Source organism: Secundilactobacillus sp. MJ173, from assembly GCF_059704265.1.
Genome location: NZ_BAAKGN010000023.1, coordinates 1 through 16234 on the forward strand (window position 1 = coordinate 1; position 16234 = coordinate 16234).

At 44.2% G+C, this 16234-nt stretch carries 17 protein-coding genes, 1 riboswitch and 1 other annotated feature; of the genes, 7 read left to right on the plus strand and 10 right to left on the minus strand.

What is annotated here, in order from left to right; all coding sequences use genetic code 11:
- Positions 1-407: 407 nt before the first annotated feature.
- From serS to AC6H04_RS03725, 4 genes are all read right to left on the minus strand, one after another.
- On the minus strand, positions 408-1682 hold the full coding sequence (gene serS, locus AC6H04_RS03710; protein WP_497570413.1) for a serine--tRNA ligase: 1275 nt from the start codon (positions 1680-1682) through the stop codon (positions 408-410).
- A gap of 276 nt (positions 1683-1958) precedes the next feature.
- Positions 1959-2597, minus strand: a complete 639-nt coding sequence (locus AC6H04_RS03715; protein WP_497570414.1) for a deoxynucleoside kinase — start codon at positions 2595-2597, stop codon at positions 1959-1961.
- A 372-nt stretch (positions 2598-2969) separates the two neighbouring features.
- Positions 2970-4436 carry an amino acid permease gene (locus tag AC6H04_RS03720; RefSeq protein WP_497570415.1) on the minus strand — a complete coding sequence of 489 codons (1467 nt, stop codon included), beginning with the start codon at positions 4434-4436 and terminating at the stop codon, positions 2970-2972.
- A gap of 84 nt (positions 4437-4520) precedes the next feature.
- Positions 4521-4698: riboswitch (Lysine riboswitch) on the minus strand.
- Positions 4699-4739: 41 nt separating this feature from the next.
- Complete coding sequence (locus tag AC6H04_RS03725) at positions 4740-5270, minus strand: GNAT family N-acetyltransferase (RefSeq protein WP_497570416.1); 531 nt, start codon at positions 5268-5270, stop codon at positions 4740-4742.
- A 114-nt stretch (positions 5271-5384) separates the two neighbouring features.
- Between AC6H04_RS03725 and AC6H04_RS03730 the strand changes: the two genes are divergently transcribed.
- From AC6H04_RS03730 to AC6H04_RS03745, 4 genes are all read left to right on the plus strand, one after another.
- Positions 5385-6185: a lp_1002 family arylesterase gene (locus AC6H04_RS03730; RefSeq protein WP_497570417.1), complete on the plus strand. Its 801-nt coding sequence runs from the start codon at positions 5385-5387 to the stop codon at positions 6183-6185.
- 120 nt (positions 6186-6305) lie between these two features.
- Positions 6306-6533 (plus strand) — a binding site (T-box leader).
- A gap of 30 nt (positions 6534-6563) precedes the next feature.
- Entirely contained in the window at positions 6564-6689 is a 126-nt protein-coding gene (locus tag AC6H04_RS03735; RefSeq protein ID WP_497570418.1) for a hypothetical protein, read from the plus strand.
- A gap of 27 nt (positions 6690-6716) precedes the next feature.
- Complete coding sequence (locus AC6H04_RS03740) at positions 6717-8348, plus strand: peptide ABC transporter substrate-binding protein (protein ID WP_497570419.1); 1632 nt, start codon at positions 6717-6719, stop codon at positions 8346-8348.
- 13 nt (positions 8349-8361) lie between these two features.
- Positions 8362-9468 carry an amidohydrolase gene (locus AC6H04_RS03745; RefSeq protein ID WP_497570420.1) on the plus strand — a complete coding sequence of 369 codons (1107 nt, stop codon included), beginning with the start codon at positions 8362-8364 and terminating at the stop codon, positions 9466-9468.
- Between the two features lie 60 nt (positions 9469-9528).
- On the opposite strand, the gene AC6H04_RS03750 is transcribed toward AC6H04_RS03745, so the two are convergent.
- On the minus strand, positions 9529-10194 hold the full coding sequence (locus AC6H04_RS03750; RefSeq protein WP_497570421.1) for a phosphatase PAP2 family protein: 666 nt from the start codon (positions 10192-10194) through the stop codon (positions 9529-9531).
- Between the two features lie 227 nt (positions 10195-10421).
- Here AC6H04_RS03750 and AC6H04_RS03755 point away from each other — a divergent pair, with 227 nt between their 5' ends.
- Both AC6H04_RS03755 and AC6H04_RS03760 read left to right on the plus strand, forming a co-directional pair.
- A complete protein-coding gene (locus tag AC6H04_RS03755) occupies positions 10422-11264 on the plus strand; it encodes a sulfite exporter TauE/SafE family protein (protein WP_497570422.1) in 843 nt (280 codons plus the stop codon).
- 4 nt (positions 11265-11268) lie between these two features.
- Positions 11269-11658 carry a DUF1634 domain-containing protein gene (locus AC6H04_RS03760; RefSeq protein WP_497570423.1) on the plus strand — a complete coding sequence of 130 codons (390 nt, stop codon included), beginning with the start codon at positions 11269-11271 and terminating at the stop codon, positions 11656-11658.
- Between the two features lie 224 nt (positions 11659-11882).
- Here AC6H04_RS03760 and AC6H04_RS03765 read toward each other — a convergent pair whose 3' ends face one another.
- Both AC6H04_RS03765 and AC6H04_RS03770 read right to left on the minus strand, forming a co-directional pair.
- Positions 11883-12365, minus strand: a complete 483-nt coding sequence (locus AC6H04_RS03765) for a threonine/serine exporter family protein (protein ID WP_497570424.1) — start codon at positions 12363-12365, stop codon at positions 11883-11885.
- 10 nt (positions 12366-12375) lie between these two features.
- A complete protein-coding gene (locus AC6H04_RS03770; protein ID WP_497570425.1) occupies positions 12376-13125 on the minus strand; it encodes a threonine/serine exporter family protein in 750 nt (249 codons plus the stop codon).
- Between the two features lie 162 nt (positions 13126-13287).
- On the opposite strand from AC6H04_RS03770, the gene AC6H04_RS03775 reads away from it, so the two are divergent.
- On the plus strand, positions 13288-13620 hold the full coding sequence (locus tag AC6H04_RS03775; RefSeq protein WP_497570426.1) for a hypothetical protein: 333 nt from the start codon (positions 13288-13290) through the stop codon (positions 13618-13620).
- A 116-nt stretch (positions 13621-13736) separates the two neighbouring features.
- Here the strand turns inward: AC6H04_RS03775 and AC6H04_RS03780 are convergent, their stop codons facing one another.
- The 3 genes from AC6H04_RS03780 to AC6H04_RS03790 form a co-directional block, all read right to left on the minus strand.
- Positions 13737-14384 (minus strand): metal-dependent transcriptional regulator, encoded by a 648-nt coding sequence (locus AC6H04_RS03780; protein ID WP_497570427.1) that lies wholly within the window; start codon positions 14382-14384, stop codon positions 13737-13739.
- Positions 14385-14400: 16 nt separating this feature from the next.
- Positions 14401-15324 (minus strand): cation diffusion facilitator family transporter, encoded by a 924-nt coding sequence (locus AC6H04_RS03785; protein WP_497570428.1) that lies wholly within the window; start codon positions 15322-15324, stop codon positions 14401-14403.
- Between the two features lie 110 nt (positions 15325-15434).
- Positions 15435-15980 carry a GNAT family N-acetyltransferase gene (locus tag AC6H04_RS03790; protein WP_497570429.1) on the minus strand — a complete coding sequence of 182 codons (546 nt, stop codon included), beginning with the start codon at positions 15978-15980 and terminating at the stop codon, positions 15435-15437.
- Positions 15981-16234: the final 254 nt, after the last annotated feature.

The following is a 16234-nucleotide window of genomic DNA, read 5'->3' on the forward strand; positions in this document are numbered from 1 at the left end:
ATGCTCAAAAGGTGAACAATTACGATCGACCTCTTTGAAACAACTATTATAGTTTATCATCCAGCAAAACTGCTGTCAACAACTTTTTTAAAATTGGTGAATAGTTATTCAGAGCAAAGTGTTCTGTGTTTCAACTGCAAAAACTATATTACACGTAATCTCCAAAAAAAGCTACCCCTTTTTCAAAATTATTTAAACTATTTTAGAACGCGTATTAGTTGCTCCGTATTGTTTTCAAACTTCAACCATCTTTTCACCGCACACCATTCTTTCATGCTGATGCTTGCTAATACCATCCTCAGTCCCAATGTATAAGTTATCCATTTAGCTTTATAAAAATGTATTTATCGGTAAACAAATAGTCGACACCAGCTAAATTGCTGGTATCGACTATTGAATTAACACGCTTATTCTTTAACGATCTTCGTTTGACCACCCATGTAAGGTTGCAAAACTTCTGGGATATCCACTGTACCGTCCGCATTTTGATAGTTTTCCAAAATTGCAGCAACGGTCCGGCCAACTGCCAGTCCAGAACCATTCAAAGTGTGGACATACTGCAACTTACCATTCTCGTCACGATATTGAATATGTGCACGACGGGCTTGGAAATCAGTACAGTTAGAACAACTTGAAATCTCACGATACTTGTCTTGGAATGGTAACCAAACTTCAAGGTCATGGGTCATAGCAGCAGTAAAGCTCATGTCACTGGTGGTCAACGTGATCACGTGGTGAGCTAAGCCTAATTGCTTCAGTAAGTCTTCAGCATGGTTAGTCATCTTCTCCAAGGCGTCCCATGATTGTTCAGGTTTTGTAAATTGAACCATCTCAACCTTGTTAAATTGGTGTAACCGAATCAAGCCTCGGGTATCACGACCAGCACTACCAGCTTCTGAACGGAAGGCAGGCGTTAACGCTGTAAACTTCACTGGCAACTTTTCAGTATCGATTACGTCATCACGGTAGTAGTTTACTAATGGTACTTCAGCGGTTGGAATCAACGTTTCATCCGCTTCCTTCAACGAATAAACGTCTTCGGTAAACTTAGGGAACTGACCGGTACCAAACATCGAAGCACTGTTGACCATGTAAGGTGGCAATACTTCAGTAAAGCCGGCCTTTTCGTTTTGATCCAGGAAGAAGTTATAGATGGCACGTTCCAAACGCGCACCCTGACCAATGTAGTACAGGAAGCGACTGCCTGAAACTTTAGCACCACGTTCGAAGTCTAAAATTCCCAGTGCTTCACCAATCTCCCAGTGAGACTTTGGCTTAAAATCAAAGCTTGGAATTTCACCCCATTTACGTAACTCAACGGAGCCATCCTCAGTTAATCCAACTGGCACGTTGTCATTAGGAATGTTTGGCAAACGCGAAGCTTTATCGTGAACTTCCTCAGCAATCTCAGTCAGCTGTTCATCCATGGCCTTGATATCGGCACTCACCTGCTTCATTTGGTTGATCTTATCTGAAGCATCTTCTTTATTGCGTTTCAGTTGAGAAATTTCATCAGAGACTTGGTTACGTGTGGCCTTCATGGTTTCACTCTTAACGATCAAGTCACGTCGCTTTTGATCAACTGCTAGCAGCTCATCAATTTCAGCTGCCTCAACACCACGGGTAGCTAACTTTTCCTTCACAAAATCAGTTTCGTTTCTAACTAACTTTAAATCAATCATGATAATACCCCTCTCATTATTCTGGCCCGCAAAAAAAGCTTCCGCCCCAAAAAATTGGGACGAAAGCTCGCGGTACCACCCAAGTTTACAGACTAGCTGCACACTCAATTTCGGTAACGGTGATTAACCGTACAGGATTAACTGTCCGCTTTAATGTACTGGAGTTTCGATGAACGGTTCTCAGCAACCCGTCTCTCTGCGCATCTACTAAAAGGTACATCGCGTTTTATCATTGCATTCATTGTAAAATATTTACCCGTTAAAAGCAACTCACGGTTAAAGATTCAGTTCAGCCATCTTTTCGTCAACCAATGACAGCACCTTTTTTTGCGCCGTAGGATCCTCAACAAAGTCTAACTCATCCCCATTGATGCTCATCTTGGGTGACTTGTCGTAATTCTTGTACCAGTCGATGTAACGAGCGTCCAGCTCTTTGTAATAATCGTATAACTCAGGATCCTTATCAATTTGTTCATATGACCGGCCACGTTTTTGAATACGTGACAGCATAGTGTCAAAGGAAATATTGATGTGAATCAGTAAATCTGGATTCTTCTTTTCCTGAGTATTCGGTAATTCTTCCATCATGTTTTGAAGTAGAGAATTATAGATATCAGATTCAGTCTGAGTTGCACGCCCTAAATCAGCATTCAACTTGAATAACAGGGAGTCCTCAAAAATCGAGCGGTCTAAAACGGATTCGTCATCTTTAGCAGCGGCTTTGATACTATCTAAACGCTTGTTTAAGAAGTAGATTTGCAGTAAAAAACCGTATTTTTTAGGATTTTGATAGAACAACGGTAAAATTTCGTTATCCTCTACTGATTCATAAAAAGCTGGTTTATTCAAGTGACGTGCAAGTAGCTGGGTTAAACTGGTTTTACCAGCCCCAATGGTTCCTGAAAGTACGATCATTAATAATTTCTCCTTTAACCTCAAAAGTCAGTACTTCATATTGTATCATTGCTGACGGTAAAAGCAATATGTTGTGGGTAATTTTAAAAAGAGTGTGAGAACAAGCGTTTAGAGAGTGAAAAATAAGGGCCAAACAACGGAAATCCTGGTTTTGGATTTCTGTTGTTTGGCCCTTATTTGCAACTCTCTGCTTGTTTGAGCACGTTTAAACAATGTAAAATTCTGAAATCTACCGAATCGTGCCACACTCATAAACGTGCTCAAATAAGCAAAGAGTTGCATGTAAAGGGTCCCAGCACAAATCCCAAACCCATGGATTTATGCTGGGACCCTTTACACTCCACTCTTTAAACGCTTATTTTCACACTCTGCTTAATCTTCAACTTCCTGCCGCTTATGAGGTGCAACATCCACCTCATCCAGCGGAATCATATGCGTATGGTGTCGAATCTTATAGTAGAAAAACAGAATGAAGAACAATGGCACACTGAGGTACGTCACTGCAATCTGTTCCCAATCAAAATGCGCAAAGGCAGAAGTATTCTGTCCCACGATGACTAACACACAGAGTACTAACGCCAGAATAGGTCCAAATGGGAACATTTTAGCGTGAAACTTCAATTCTGATAACTGATGTCCCTGCTTGATAAAGGCTCGCCGGAACCGGAAATGAGAAATGGCGATCCCTAACCACGCGATAAAACCAGTCAAGCCTGAAGCGGCAACCAGCCAGGTATACACTTCTGGCCCCGCAATACTTGTAATAAAGGCAATCGCGCCCACCACCGTTGTTGCAACCTGAGCTCGTAATGGCACCCCATTTTTAGTGGTGTGCTGGAAATACTTAGGTGCAAAATCATCCAGTGATAACGAATAAAGCATCCGTGATGATGCATACATCCCTGAATTAGCTGCTGAAATAACGGAAGTCAAAATAACGGCATTCATCACACTCGCTGCTGCAGCTAGCCCTGCACGTTGGAAGACCAGCGTGAATGGACTAATGGCAATATCGCTTGCGGATGACCCCAGCAATTTTGGACTGGTATACGGAATCAAGCACGCAATCACAAAAATGGCCAAGATATAGAACAGTAAAATTCGCCAGAACACTTGGTTGATTGCCTTTGGGACACTCTTCTCCGGCGTAGCAGATTCACCGGCTGTGATGCCGACCAATTCAGTTCCTTGAAATGAGAATCCAGCGACAACGAACACACTCAGGATAGCTGGCGCGCCACCCACAAACGGTGCTTGCTTATAGGTGAAATTACTTACACCCACAGCGTGACCACCCATAATGCCAAAAATCGTTAAGAAACCAACAATCAGGAAGACGATAACGGTCACGACCTTGATCATGGCCATCCAATATTCTGTCTCCCCGAAGGCTTTGACGGTCAGTGCGTTAATCAGAAAGATGATGACTAAGACTGATGTACTCCAAATCCATCCCGGTACGTTTGGTAGCCAGAACTTCATCACCAAAGCAGCGGTACTGATATCCACCGCTAATGTAATCGCCCAGTTAAACCAATAATTCCAGCCCATAGCAAAGCCTAAAGCCGGATCGACATACTTTGTTGAGTAGGTCGCAAATGACCCTGATACTGGCATATTAGTTGCCATTTCACCAAGGGAGGTCATCAAGAAGAACACCATGACCCCTAAAGCAACGTAGGCCAGTAGACCACCGCCGGGACCTGCCTTTGAGATTGCTGATCCGCTGGCAACGAATAGTCCCGTACCGATACTACCGCCCAAGGCAATCATTGAGATGTGGCGCGTTTTCAGTGAACGCTTAACCTCATTGTCGTTGCCGCCTGTTTGATTCGCCATTTATTTACACTCACTTTCACATTTATTTTACGCAATAAAAAAGGCCGCCTGCAGCTACCTGCGAGACGACCTTAAAGTCATTCTACCGTAGGAAGCTCTCCGCAGCACATCACTGCGACAGTCCTAGTTTTATTAAAACTAGTCCCAGCTCCCCGTGTTATCAGTCACGTCGAGCTTCGGCAAATTACCCTTTCACTTTCAATCACAGAACCTGACCGTTCTCCTGAAAGCTACTCTTTCAATTCGCGCCTCTTCTTAATATCATTCATATTAAACCGGTGTCCCATAAATTGCAAGCAAACATCAATCTTCACGGTCTCGTCGAAAGATGATTTCCGTTTTCCCCGGTTGATACAACGCGTGTTCTGGATGCGTAAAAGTGTCAACATAATGGAACCCGCTTTTTTCTAGAACGCGCCTTGATTTGGTATTATCGTCTAAAATGCTGGCCCAGATTGTCTTTAATAATTGCTGATCAAAAACCACCTTGAGCAACTGCTGAACCGCCTCAGTCATATAACCCTTTCCCCAATACAAACGGTTTAACACGTATCCCAGTTCGGCTGTGTCTTCTGCTTGTTCACCGTTGGGGGCAATTTTCGGATAAAAACCAATACTGCCAATCACCCGCTGCGTCGATGCTTCTACAATTGCGAAGACCATGCCTTGCACGATTGCGGCGTGCAGTAAATAAGCTGCATCCGCCTTGTGATGCGCATACTGAAACCCAGCCGCTTTTGCATTCTCACGGTCTTTAACGATAGCGTAGTAGTCATCTAAATCAGACTCTACGAACTGACGAATCATCAAACGTTCTGTGTGGATAGTGATCATTATTATCGTTCCCTTTTTCTCGAAGTTCAAAATGCGTTAAACTATTAGTATTCAGCGTGAGTAAAGACGTTGTTCGTGTTAATTTTAACATAGATTACGATTAGGATGATGACAATGCAAATCATTAAAGAATCACTTGGCAGCAATACCGCCGCCTACTTACAAGGCTACCTCAGAGAAAAGGATCCCGAAAATCCAGATCACACCTACCCAGCAATGATTGTGGTTCCTGGAGGCTCCTATACTCATATTCCTGAACAGCAGGCCGAAACGTTGACAATGGCCTTCGCTAATATGGGCTATCAGGCGTTTTACCTTCGCTATAGTTTCGTCGACGAGAAACAGCCGCTCCATCCCGCACCCTTGATTGAGTTAGCTCAGGCCGTGTCGTTATTGAGGAAAAATGCTGCTGATTGGCTGATCGATCCAGAAAGAATCGCGATTGCCGGTTTTTCCGTTGGTGGTCACATTGCCGCCCTCTACAACGATTACTGGCACTCCGACTGGTTGGCTAACCAAGTGGCAGTCACTGCGGACGAACTCCAGCCACAGGCCATTTTACTGGGTTATCCGGTAATCAGCCCCAGACTAGGCTTCCCAGTGAAGGCAGAGATGTTAGCGCAATGGACTGATGATCCAGACACCCTTGCAGCGGATGAACACGTTAACAATCAGAATGCGCCAACGTTTATTTGGGCAACCACTGATGATCCGCTGGTGCCATCGGCTAATAGTCTGGCCTACGCCAACGCTTTAGGCCAAGCCCAGATTCCCTTTGAACTGCACCTGTTCCGTCATGGCCCTCACGGATTAGCACTGGCTAACCATTTAACCGCTTGGAAACGTGACGCTAATCAGCCACACGTTGCCCACTGGCTCAAACTAGCTGAAGAATGGTTGAATGATACACTCTGATAATGGGTTTTAGTGACAGTCTAGGAGATTTCTCAGGCTGTTTTAATCCATTTTCTGTGAATCCAAGCTAAAATACTCCTTGACAATCAACTTATTCATCTCTAGAATGAAAACCAAATTACAAATGCTATGAGTAATCAAAGTAGATTCTAATTTTAGAGATCATTCGCAAGGCTGAAAGAATGAACCGAATCGAAACACAGTTACTAGCAGTTAACCTGAACGATTGAATTTATTAGGGATGGCCGGTCACCCACCGTTAAGCGGGGCAAGTTATTTAACTTGCTGAGGTAGTTATTGTGAGATAGCTACGAACAGAGGTGGCACCACGAGATCATCGTCCTCTCAAAGATTAATTTCTTTGAGGGGATTTTTTATTTGGAAAGGAAGCTGACGACCATGTTTCAATTGATGATGTTTCACGATAATACACCCATTGCAGGAACCAAGGAACATCACCTGCATTTGCGTCGACATAGTCTGCACACGGAATTGTCGGAATAGAGAAGTTCAATTTGGAGGGAAACGCATATGCAAAAATCAATTAAAGGTTTTATTGGAACAGCACTTATTTTAGTCAGTGGTATTGCCTTAGCTGGCTGCGGTAAATCAACTTCAGAGGTTAAAACCACCGCTACAATTATGGAACAAGCAGATATCTCATCGTTAGATTCATCAGAGATTACTGATGTGGGTGCCCTGGAAACCGTCAATAACTCACAAGAAGGGCTGTACCGGTTGAAGAACAGTAATACAGTGGAACCCGGAATTGCCAAGGCCATCGTAAAACCAACGAATGGTCAAACCGTTTACACGTTTAAGTTACGGCCCAACCTCAAGTGGAGTAACGGTGATCCGTTGACCGCTGCCGACTTTGTCTACGCTTGGCAGCGGGCAGTTAATCCCGCAACTAAGGCAGCTGATGCCTACATGTTCTTACCAATCAAAAATGCTAAACAGATTGAAAATGGTCAATTACCCGTCTCTCAACTCGGTGTCAAAGCGGTTGATAAGACGACGCTAAAAGTGACGCTGGCACAAGCAACTCCCTACTTTAAGTACTTAGTAGCGGCCGTACCGTTCTTACCACTTGATCAAAAAGTTGTGAATAAATATGGCAATGCCTACGGAACCTCCGCAGCCAAAACCGTTTTTGATGGCCCGTTCACCGTTCAAGACTGGACCTCTTCATCCGTTAAATGGACCCTTAAAAAGAACCCTAAGTACTGGGACAAGAAATCAGTCAAGTTAAATAGCGTGAAGTTTGCTGTAACTAAATCACCTGAAACCGCCCTTTCGCAGTATCAATCAGGGGATCTGGATAACATTGTACTTGCCGGCCAACAAGCCGCTCAGGAGAAGGCCAACAAAGGCTACCTCAGCTATCCAAGTGGTGAAACCGACTACCTGGCCTACAACTTCCGCAGTAAAGCCATGCGTAATGCTAATATTCGAAAAGCCATCTCACTGGTTATCAATCGGCAGAGCTTGACTCAAAACGTGCTGAAAAACGGTGCCAAAGCCCCCTATGGACTGGCACCAGAAGCAATTTCAAAGAACCCTAGTACCGGCGCCGACTTTGCCAAAGACTCCAGCGTAAAAGAATCTGTTGCTTATAACCCAACTCTGGCTAAAAAGTACTGGGCCAAAGGATTGAAACAACTGGGCGTTAAACAGTTAAATATGAAGCTGGTCTGCTACAACGTTGATTCATTCAAAAACTCGGCTGAATACGTTCAAGCCAACGTGAAAAAATACCTTAAAGGCGCCAACATTGATATCAACGCCCAGCCAAAAGTACAGGCCATCACTACCATGCAAAAGAAACGTGGTTATGATATTGGTTTTACCAACTGGATTGCTTCCTATCCTGATTTAAACGAATTTTTCCAACTACTGAACACAAATAACGTGAACAATGCAGGTAACTACTCTAACAAGACCTACGACAAGCTTTACTCAAACGCTAACGTCAAGGATGTTACGAGTACTCAAAAACGTTACGATGACTTCAAACAAGCTAACCAAGTTGCCATGAAAGAGCAAGCCATTTCTGCCCTAAACCAAGGCCAAATTGCTCGGTTGAACAAGCCCGGCTTAAAGGGAATCACCTACGCAGCTGCACAAGGAATTTCACTAAAGAATGCCTACTGGGCAAAGTAAAGGAGCGTTTTCGATGACAGCATTAATTAACGAAGAACAGATCTTAGCAGACTTTAAGTACCTTCACCCCCGTGGCGAGACAGCGTTTAACGAAGTCAACACGACTAATTATTTAGCTAAACGCTTAGATGAAATGGGCGTCAGTTATGAGCGTTTCGATGATTTCACCGGGCTAATTGCGACAATCGGCAACGGTACCCCCATCATTGGCTTACGCTCAGACATTGATGCTTTGAAGCAGGAATACCAGGGCAAAACTCAGGTCTTACACTCCTGCGGTCACGATTCCCACATGTCAATGGTGCTGGCGGTAGCAGGTTATTACGCAGCCAATCCAAAAAAAGTTCCCGGCACACTAAAAATTATTTTCCAACCCGCTGAGGAAACCGTTACCGGAGCTGAACGCGTGATCAAGAGCGGTAAATTAGGCAAACTAGATTATCTTTACGGACTGCACGTTTGCGCCCAAGCCGAAGTTGCTGGCAAACACGCCGAACCCATCATCCCAGATATTGCAACACGGACGTATTGGGTCACGATCACCGGAAAAACTGCCCATGCCGGTCGACCAGAATTAGGCGCCAACGTGATCGACGGCTTCAGCACGTTGAACGAAAAATTTAAGCAAATCAAACTGGATACCAAGCTCCCCTATTCGGTAACGACAACCATGATTCAAGCTGGTGAATCCTCCAACATCGTTCCCGATAAAGGCACTTTTGCGGTAGACTTGAGAGCCCGCACCAACGACATGATGGACGAGCTCCAAGCACAAGCCTTTCAAGCAATGAAAGACGTCTCCGTCAACGGTATCAACGTCATTTTAGATGGCAACGACCTTTCTCCAGCCGCAATTCCAAGTGAACCTGCCATTAACAACATGAAACAAGCAATCACTGAAGTTCTGGGGGAAGACGGTTTGGTTGAGCCAGCACCGACACAGGGTGGCGACGACTTCCACTTTTACGCTTATGATGGCGTAGCAAAAGAGTCAACCATGCTTGGGCTTGGCTGTGATTTAACCCCCGGATTGCACGTACCCGGGATGACCTTTGACCACACAGCAATGTTTGATGGTGCCAAGATTTTGATTAACGTTATTCAAATGACAGGAAAGTAACCCTTCATGAAACACAAAAAAGGCATTGGCACGAGCCAATGCTTTTTTGTTACATAATTGCTAATAAATTGAACGATTTAATAAATGAACCTGTAATAGTTTCGGTGCCAGCCAGCGGTACAACCACTCACTGATCTGTAACCAGGCATAAGCCAGTAACATGGCACCAATGGTATCAGTTGGATAATGAGCGCCGAGGTAGACCCGCGATAAGGCCAGTAAGATCAACCAAACGATCATCACAGTCCGCAGTACAATTACCTGCCAGTCTTTTTCAATCGTTGGTACGACGACAATCCATAGAATGGCAATCACCAGTGTCATGCCAAACACGTGCCCACTTGGAAAACTAAAGCCGTTGTCGCTGGCTAAATGACCGATTGGCCGTTGTCGTTGAACGATGTGCTTTGCCAGTGTCGCAATAACATCTCCGCCAAACAACGTACAAAGTGCCCATAGCGCGGGAATTCGGAACTTGAACCCCCATAACAGAAAAGCAATAATCAGCACCCAGATAATATCAAACGTGGGACTGCTTAAAAACGAAATGCCCTTCATGATGACTTCTTTGGTACCAGATTGGTGTTTTTGAACCACTTGAATAATAACACCATCAATAAATTCCAATAACCCAGATTGAGCCATGACGACAGCTGCTAAAAAAGCGAATAAGCCACCGCTGACAAGCAAGCGAAACGGCCGGTCACGCTCTTGTTCAATGATCATTGTTGCTTCCTCCCATTTGTCGATAACGATTTTAACATTGCGGAATCGAGTATAGCATACATTATTGCATGCTTGATATTGGAATATAATTGTTAGTAGAAAATTTAGAAATCAAGTAGGCCTTGAAATGTATCCGGATACACCGATTTTACGCATACAAAGTTAGGGAAAAGTATGCTAAAGTTGTTGAGGAATATTTTACTGATTGTTCAAGAGAGGATATTATCATGATTCAAACAATGCTCATAATGATGGCTGTCGGCCTATTTGCTGGAGTTGCCGGTGCAATTCTTGGCCTTGGCGGCGGAATCATCATTACACCAGTCCTGACCTTAATGATGGGCTTAGATATCAAGTATGCCATTGGTGCCAGCATCATCGCTGTCATTGCCACCAGCTCAGGTTCCACCATCGCTTACCTGCGAGATGAAGTGTTAAATCTGCGGGTTGCCATGTTTCTTGAGATTGCCACCACGATTGGGGGTATTTCTGGTGCGCTGTTAACTGGCGTCCTCAACCCGAAGTATCTGTACCTCTTATTCGGTGCGTTACTGGTCTTTTCCGGTTGGAACATGTGGCGGAAATTACGTCGCGGACAAGAAGTCATGACCAACGTCAAGCCTGACCCGATTGCCACCAAACTTAAGCTAAACGGTTCTTACATTGATAAGTCCGAGCTTAAGCGTGTGGACTATCAAGTTGAAGATGTCCCCCAAGGCTTCTTAGTTATGCTAGGTGCTGGCCTTGCTAGTGGGATGCTGGGTATCGGGTCAGGTGCCTTCAAAGTCACTGCCATGGATACGTTTATGAAAATGCCGCTGAAGCCTTCTTCAGCCACCAGTAACCTCATGATGGGTGTTACCGCTGCTGCCAGTGCCACCGTTTACTTCTTCAACGGTTCAATTTTACCCAATATCGCAGTTCCACTCGCTTTAGGAATCCTGGTTGGGGCAGTCATCGGTTCACGCGTCATGCAAGTTTTACCTGCTCGCGTCATCCGGATGATTTTCATCCCAGTGATTTTATTTATTGGCCTGCAGATGCTGTACAAGGGAATAATCGGAGGTTAATGACATGGATGATCAATCACATCAAAATAGCGCAACCGAAAACGAAATGGCCCACATCGAAACCATTATCGGTAGAATTCTACAAATTGGCGTGGTGATTGCCGCAATCATCATGCTGTTTGGCCTGATTCTCTTATTGATCAATGGCGGTAACGGTGGTTATTCAGTTGGCCATCAGCCAACCACGATCAGTTCGATTCTTTCCGGCACTGTGGCTTTAAAACCATACGCTGTCATGATGGTGGGCATGTTCTGCCTGATCATGACGCCCGTTTTACGGGTCGTGGTTTCAATCTATGCTTTCTATAAGGAACGCGACACACTTTACGTTTGGATCACCTCTATTGTTTTAGTGATTTTATGTATTAGTTTTGTTATTGGGCATACGGTTTAAGCTTATCTAGTCGAAACGCGTTCAAGGGCTCAGAGTCTGGCCATGTAACAAAAAAGCAGGTACGTCCCCAAGTTCAGGGACATACGCGTTTAAGTTTATCTAGCTAAAACGCGTTCAAGGGCTCAGAGTCCGGCCATGTAACGTAAAAGCAGGTACGTCCCCAAGTTCAGGGACATACCTGCTTTTTCGTTACATTCTGGACTCTACCCGAGCCCTTTCACGCTCTACAACTTTGGATTATTCCTATTCTCATGACTCCACCTACTCGAAAACATCACCATCAATCTTGTTTGCATCCTATTCACCATTTCCGCCAACAGAAAGCCAAACGCAATCGATCCCGCTATAATCGCCACCTGCAACAAGAAGCTAATGGCCTCCCCCACGTTCCCCAACGCAAAGTTTTTTATCATCTGGTAGGCTTGGCCCCCCGGCACAAAAGGCACCAACGCCGGAATATTGAAGTTGATCACCGGCATTCCCTTATACCTGGCAGCCTGCATACTCAAAATCCCAATAATCAGGGTCCCCAGCAGATTCCCAACGGCAATCCCCAAGTTAGCCGCTATACATAACCGGTACGCAAGAAAGCTAATCGTCCCGATCCAGCCCCCAAGATTAAGTGAGCGTCGCGGCACGTTCATCAACACACCAAAGGTAACGGTACCAATATAGGTTAAAATCAAATCAGTTATTAATTTCAGCATTTATTCACCCTCACACAGCCTGCAGGATCATCGCAATCCCGCTGCCGATGGCAATAGCACTCATTAACGCTTCCATGCCACGGGCGATGCCGCTAACCAAGTCACCTGACAAAATATCTCGCACCGCATTAGTAAGTGGCACACCGGGAACCAACGGCATGACACAGCCAATAATGATATCATCGGCATTCGTCCCCAAATGAAATTTAACCGCTAAAATCGCTAAAGCACCAATGGCTGCAGAGGCTAAAAATTCACTCAAAAAACGGATTTTAGCGACACGATTGATCACGTAAAAAATACCCCAACCAATCAGACCAATGACGCAGGTCACTAGAAAGTCTGGGTAGTTGTGCCTGAAAACCACTTCCAGGGCACCACTCACTATTCCAGCTGAAAGTAACTGGATCCAGAGGGGAAAATAATGGGAGTGGTGATCCAAAACTGTTAGCTGCTCCTCAAACTGTGCCAAGGTGATTTTATGATCAGCAAAGTCACGTGATAAGTCATTCACCATGGTAATTTTCTCCAAATCGATCGACCTTGATGTCACCGGTTCGATTTGGGCGTTCTCTTCACCCGATACTGACATCATAATACCGGTGATTGTCACATACACCTTACTATCAGGATACCCGGCATTCGATGCAATTCGGCTAATCGTATCGCTCACCCTTGCGACTTCCGATCCATTTTCAATCATGAGTCGACCTGCATGAAGTGCCGTTTTAATCATTAAATGACCTTGATCATTTGTCAATTTCAGTATCCTCCGTTCACTATTTCTCAACTAGATTATACGTTCATCAATTCACTTACGCTATCCTTAATTACGGGATTGATTGAATTTTACTTTAATTTGACAAATCATTACCAATAGTTAATGCTTAATATAATGTTTTAGAAATGAGGAAATCTCCAAATGACCTACTATCTGTGTGCCATTTTCACTTTAATTAGTGCTGCTGTCAGCTTTGGGTTTGCTATCGAAGCCTATAATACCGCAAAAAAACGGTCAAATCATTCATCGACTACCGCACAATATGCCGTTTCCAGAAGTCTGGCCCTGCTAATTGTTTCAATCGGGCTGGTGATTTTTGTTTCGAAACCCTATCTCATTGCACTGGCAGTGGCAATGATCCTAGTTCAGCTCTTTGATGGCCTTATTGGCCTAAACGTCAGCCGGTTTAAAACCGTTGGTCCGTTACTGACCGCTTTAGTAAACGGTATTTTGTTACTAATGTTAATTAAATAAGGGCTGTGTCCTACAACTTTTCGACCACTTAACGCAAATACCCCCATCCCGACAAAGTGTCGGAATGGGGGTTATTCACGTTAAATTCTGGAATCTACCGCGTTTTGTCACACACTTTATTCCACAAAAATATAATGTGCCGCCTTATAGCCAATCGTCAAATCCTGCTTATCAGTTAAATTTGTTACCAGCACGGGGCCCTCAAAAGGATCATGCTTGTTAACTTTCAGCTTGTCACCAATATCCAGTTTGATATCACCCAGATACGTCAGCAGATCGTGATTATCAATAAAGCGCGTTACCGTGACGGTTTCGCCGTCTTTAACATCGTTTAAAATCAGGTGGGACTCGCTGTCAAAATGACCGTTACGATCTGGAATCGTGCCACCATGAGGACACTTCTTCGGATGATCAAGCGCGTCATCCATAGCGTTAGCCAATTTTTCACTGGTAACATGTTCCAATTTTTCAGCTTCCACATCCAAATCTGGTAAGGCAAAATCCAACTTCTTGACCAAAAACGTTTCCCACAAACGGTGCTTACGTACTAGGGTAACCGCCTTTTCACGACCAGTATCCGTCAGTGAAATTCCCGCATAAGGTTCGTGGTTAACAAGCCCTTCCTCAACCATTTTGTTGATCATCTCGGTTACCGAACCCGCCGCGATGTTCAAACTGATGGCGATTTGTTTATTGGATACCTTTTCACTTGCGCCACCAAGTTCAAAGATAATTTTTAAATAATCCTCTTTCATGGGTGTCATGCTAAATTACTCCTTGTTATTCTTCATTTTGCCGTTTTAACAGTTGCTGATCAAGATCTTCATTCAAAATCATTTCTTCACCACGCCCGCGAACATCCTCAGCTTGTAATGTCACGTGGCAAACGCCGTACTTTTTTGCCAAGATTTCTTCTACTTGATGATAAATGGGTTCCGCCTCACTCAGCAACATATCACGCATATTGATATGAGCCGAAAACATGATGCGATTTTCATCGATCATCCAAATATGAATGTGGTGAACACTTGTGATACCATCAATTTGCGTTAAATCGTGTTTGATCGCATCGTAATCCATTTGAGGTGCACCCTGCATCAAAATCGTGATGGTGTGACAAACGATCGGCCACGACTCAAACGTAATATAAGCCGCCACGATAATGGTAATAATTGGGTCAATAATAGTGACATTGTACCACTGAATCATAAAGGCACCGAAGATAACACCAACTGACGATAAGGTATCACTCAGCAGGTGAAGGTAAGTTGCCTTCATATTTAAGTTATGTTTGGAACCCCGATGCATCAAAATCGCAGACACTAAGTTAGCCGCCAAACCAACGACAGCAACGCCCATCATCAATTCACCATTGATGGTTTCTGGATGACTGAGTCTTTTAATGGCTTCAACCACCAGAAAAACGGAAACGACGATCAGCAACAATGCATTGAGCATGGCTGCCAAAATCTGTGCACGTCCATACCCAAAAGTATTGCGCTCATCCTCATCCCGTAAACTGATCCGGTGTGCTATGTAGCTAATCACAATAGAGAAGGTATCGCCGAGATTATGAAACGCGTCAGAAAGTAGCGATAAACTGCCAGATAGCAGACCACCAACTGCTTCTACAATGGTAATGGCGCCATTGAGTACGGTCACCGTGAAAAATTTTCTACCCGACATGTGTTTGTCTTCAGCCATACCAATCCCCCCTAGAGGATAATACTATCACATTTTTAGGGAAAATCATTCAAGAAGTTAGGCAAGCCAGCAAAAAAACGTTCACCAATTTGGCGAACGTTCTTAATGATTTAATGGGTCTTAACAAGTGACCCGGTTTTAGTGAGTTTTTCATAGGCAAAATCATGAACTGACGTCTGTTGATCAGCAAGCACTTCAACGGTGCCAGTTTCACTGAAGCCTGCCTTCTTAATAACGTGTTGCATTCCCTTGTTATCTGGATGCGTGTCGATTCGGATACCTTTAATAGAAGAGTTAGCTTCAATTTCCGCAAAAATTGCCGCGAATAATTTGCCCGACAAACCTTGACCGCGATGGTTGGCGGACACTGCTACACGGTGGATGGCAACGTACGTATTGTCGTGCGTCAGCCACTCGCCATCGATTTCTTCATAACTTTCGTCTGGTGCTGGAATAACTGCGGCCGTGCCTAATACTTCGTAGCCTTCAACAAGCACTACCGTATGGCCGTTTTGAATGTCATCAACCAGCACATTGGTATTGGGATATCCCCCCTGCCATTGATCAATGTTTTGAGCCGCCAGGTGAGTTTTTCCATCCTGGATGATTGATTCGATTTGTGGTAAATCCTTCATTTCTGCGCGACGTAAATACATTTGTTCCACCCCTTTATTTTTCACAAGATTTTGATATCTTAAACCCTATATTCAATTATGTCTAGCAGAATCACTCCGAAATTTCCTAATAATTTCATTAAGAAATTTCTAATTTTAAAATCTTGATTTGGTGGGGATGGAAGCGGGTTACAAATGGAATTTCTTAGGAAGATTGTGGGGTAACTTTTGCGACTGTGCGTTTGTTGAAGCGAGTTGCGGAAGACAAATCCAAGTCTGGTGGCTACATTGCCGAA

Bases quoted from the DNA above. Each gene is read 5' to 3' on its own strand.
- AC6H04_RS03750 (WP_497570421.1), bottom strand. From the start codon at position 10,194: ATGATCATTGAACAAGAGCGTGACCGGCCGTTTCGCTTGCTTGTCAGC.
- AC6H04_RS03780 (WP_497570427.1), bottom strand. From the start codon at position 14,384: ATGACACCCATGAAAGAGGATTATTTAAAAATTATCTTTGAACTTGGT.
- AC6H04_RS03725 (WP_497570416.1), bottom strand. From the start codon at position 5,270: ATGATCACTATCCACACAGAACGTTTGATGATTCGTCAGTTCGTAGAG.
- AC6H04_RS03745 (WP_497570420.1), top strand. From the start codon at position 8,362: ATGACAGCATTAATTAACGAAGAACAGATCTTAGCAGACTTTAAGTAC.
- serS (WP_497570413.1), bottom strand. From the start codon at position 1,682: ATGATTGATTTAAAGTTAGTTAGAAACGAAACTGATTTTGTGAAGGAA.
- AC6H04_RS03740 (WP_497570419.1), top strand. From the start codon at position 6,717: ATGCAAAAATCAATTAAAGGTTTTATTGGAACAGCACTTATTTTAGTC.
- AC6H04_RS03765 (WP_497570424.1), bottom strand. From the start codon at position 12,365: ATGCTGAAATTAATAACTGATTTGATTTTAACCTATATTGGTACCGTT.
- AC6H04_RS03775 (WP_497570426.1), top strand. From the start codon at position 13,288: ATGACCTACTATCTGTGTGCCATTTTCACTTTAATTAGTGCTGCTGTC.
- AC6H04_RS03715 (WP_497570414.1), bottom strand. From the start codon at position 2,597: ATGATCGTACTTTCAGGAACCATTGGGGCTGGTAAAACCAGTTTAACC.
- AC6H04_RS03720 (WP_497570415.1), bottom strand. From the start codon at position 4,436: ATGGCGAATCAAACAGGCGGCAACGACAATGAGGTTAAGCGTTCACTG.
- AC6H04_RS03755 (WP_497570422.1), top strand. From the start codon at position 10,422: ATGATTCAAACAATGCTCATAATGATGGCTGTCGGCCTATTTGCTGGA.
- AC6H04_RS03730 (WP_497570417.1), top strand. From the start codon at position 5,385: ATGCAAATCATTAAAGAATCACTTGGCAGCAATACCGCCGCCTACTTA.
- AC6H04_RS03790 (WP_497570429.1), bottom strand. From the start codon at position 15,980: ATGTATTTACGTCGCGCAGAAATGAAGGATTTACCACAAATCGAATCA.
- AC6H04_RS03785 (WP_497570428.1), bottom strand. From the start codon at position 15,324: ATGGCTGAAGACAAACACATGTCGGGTAGAAAATTTTTCACGGTGACC.
- AC6H04_RS03760 (WP_497570423.1), top strand. From the start codon at position 11,269: ATGGATGATCAATCACATCAAAATAGCGCAACCGAAAACGAAATGGCC.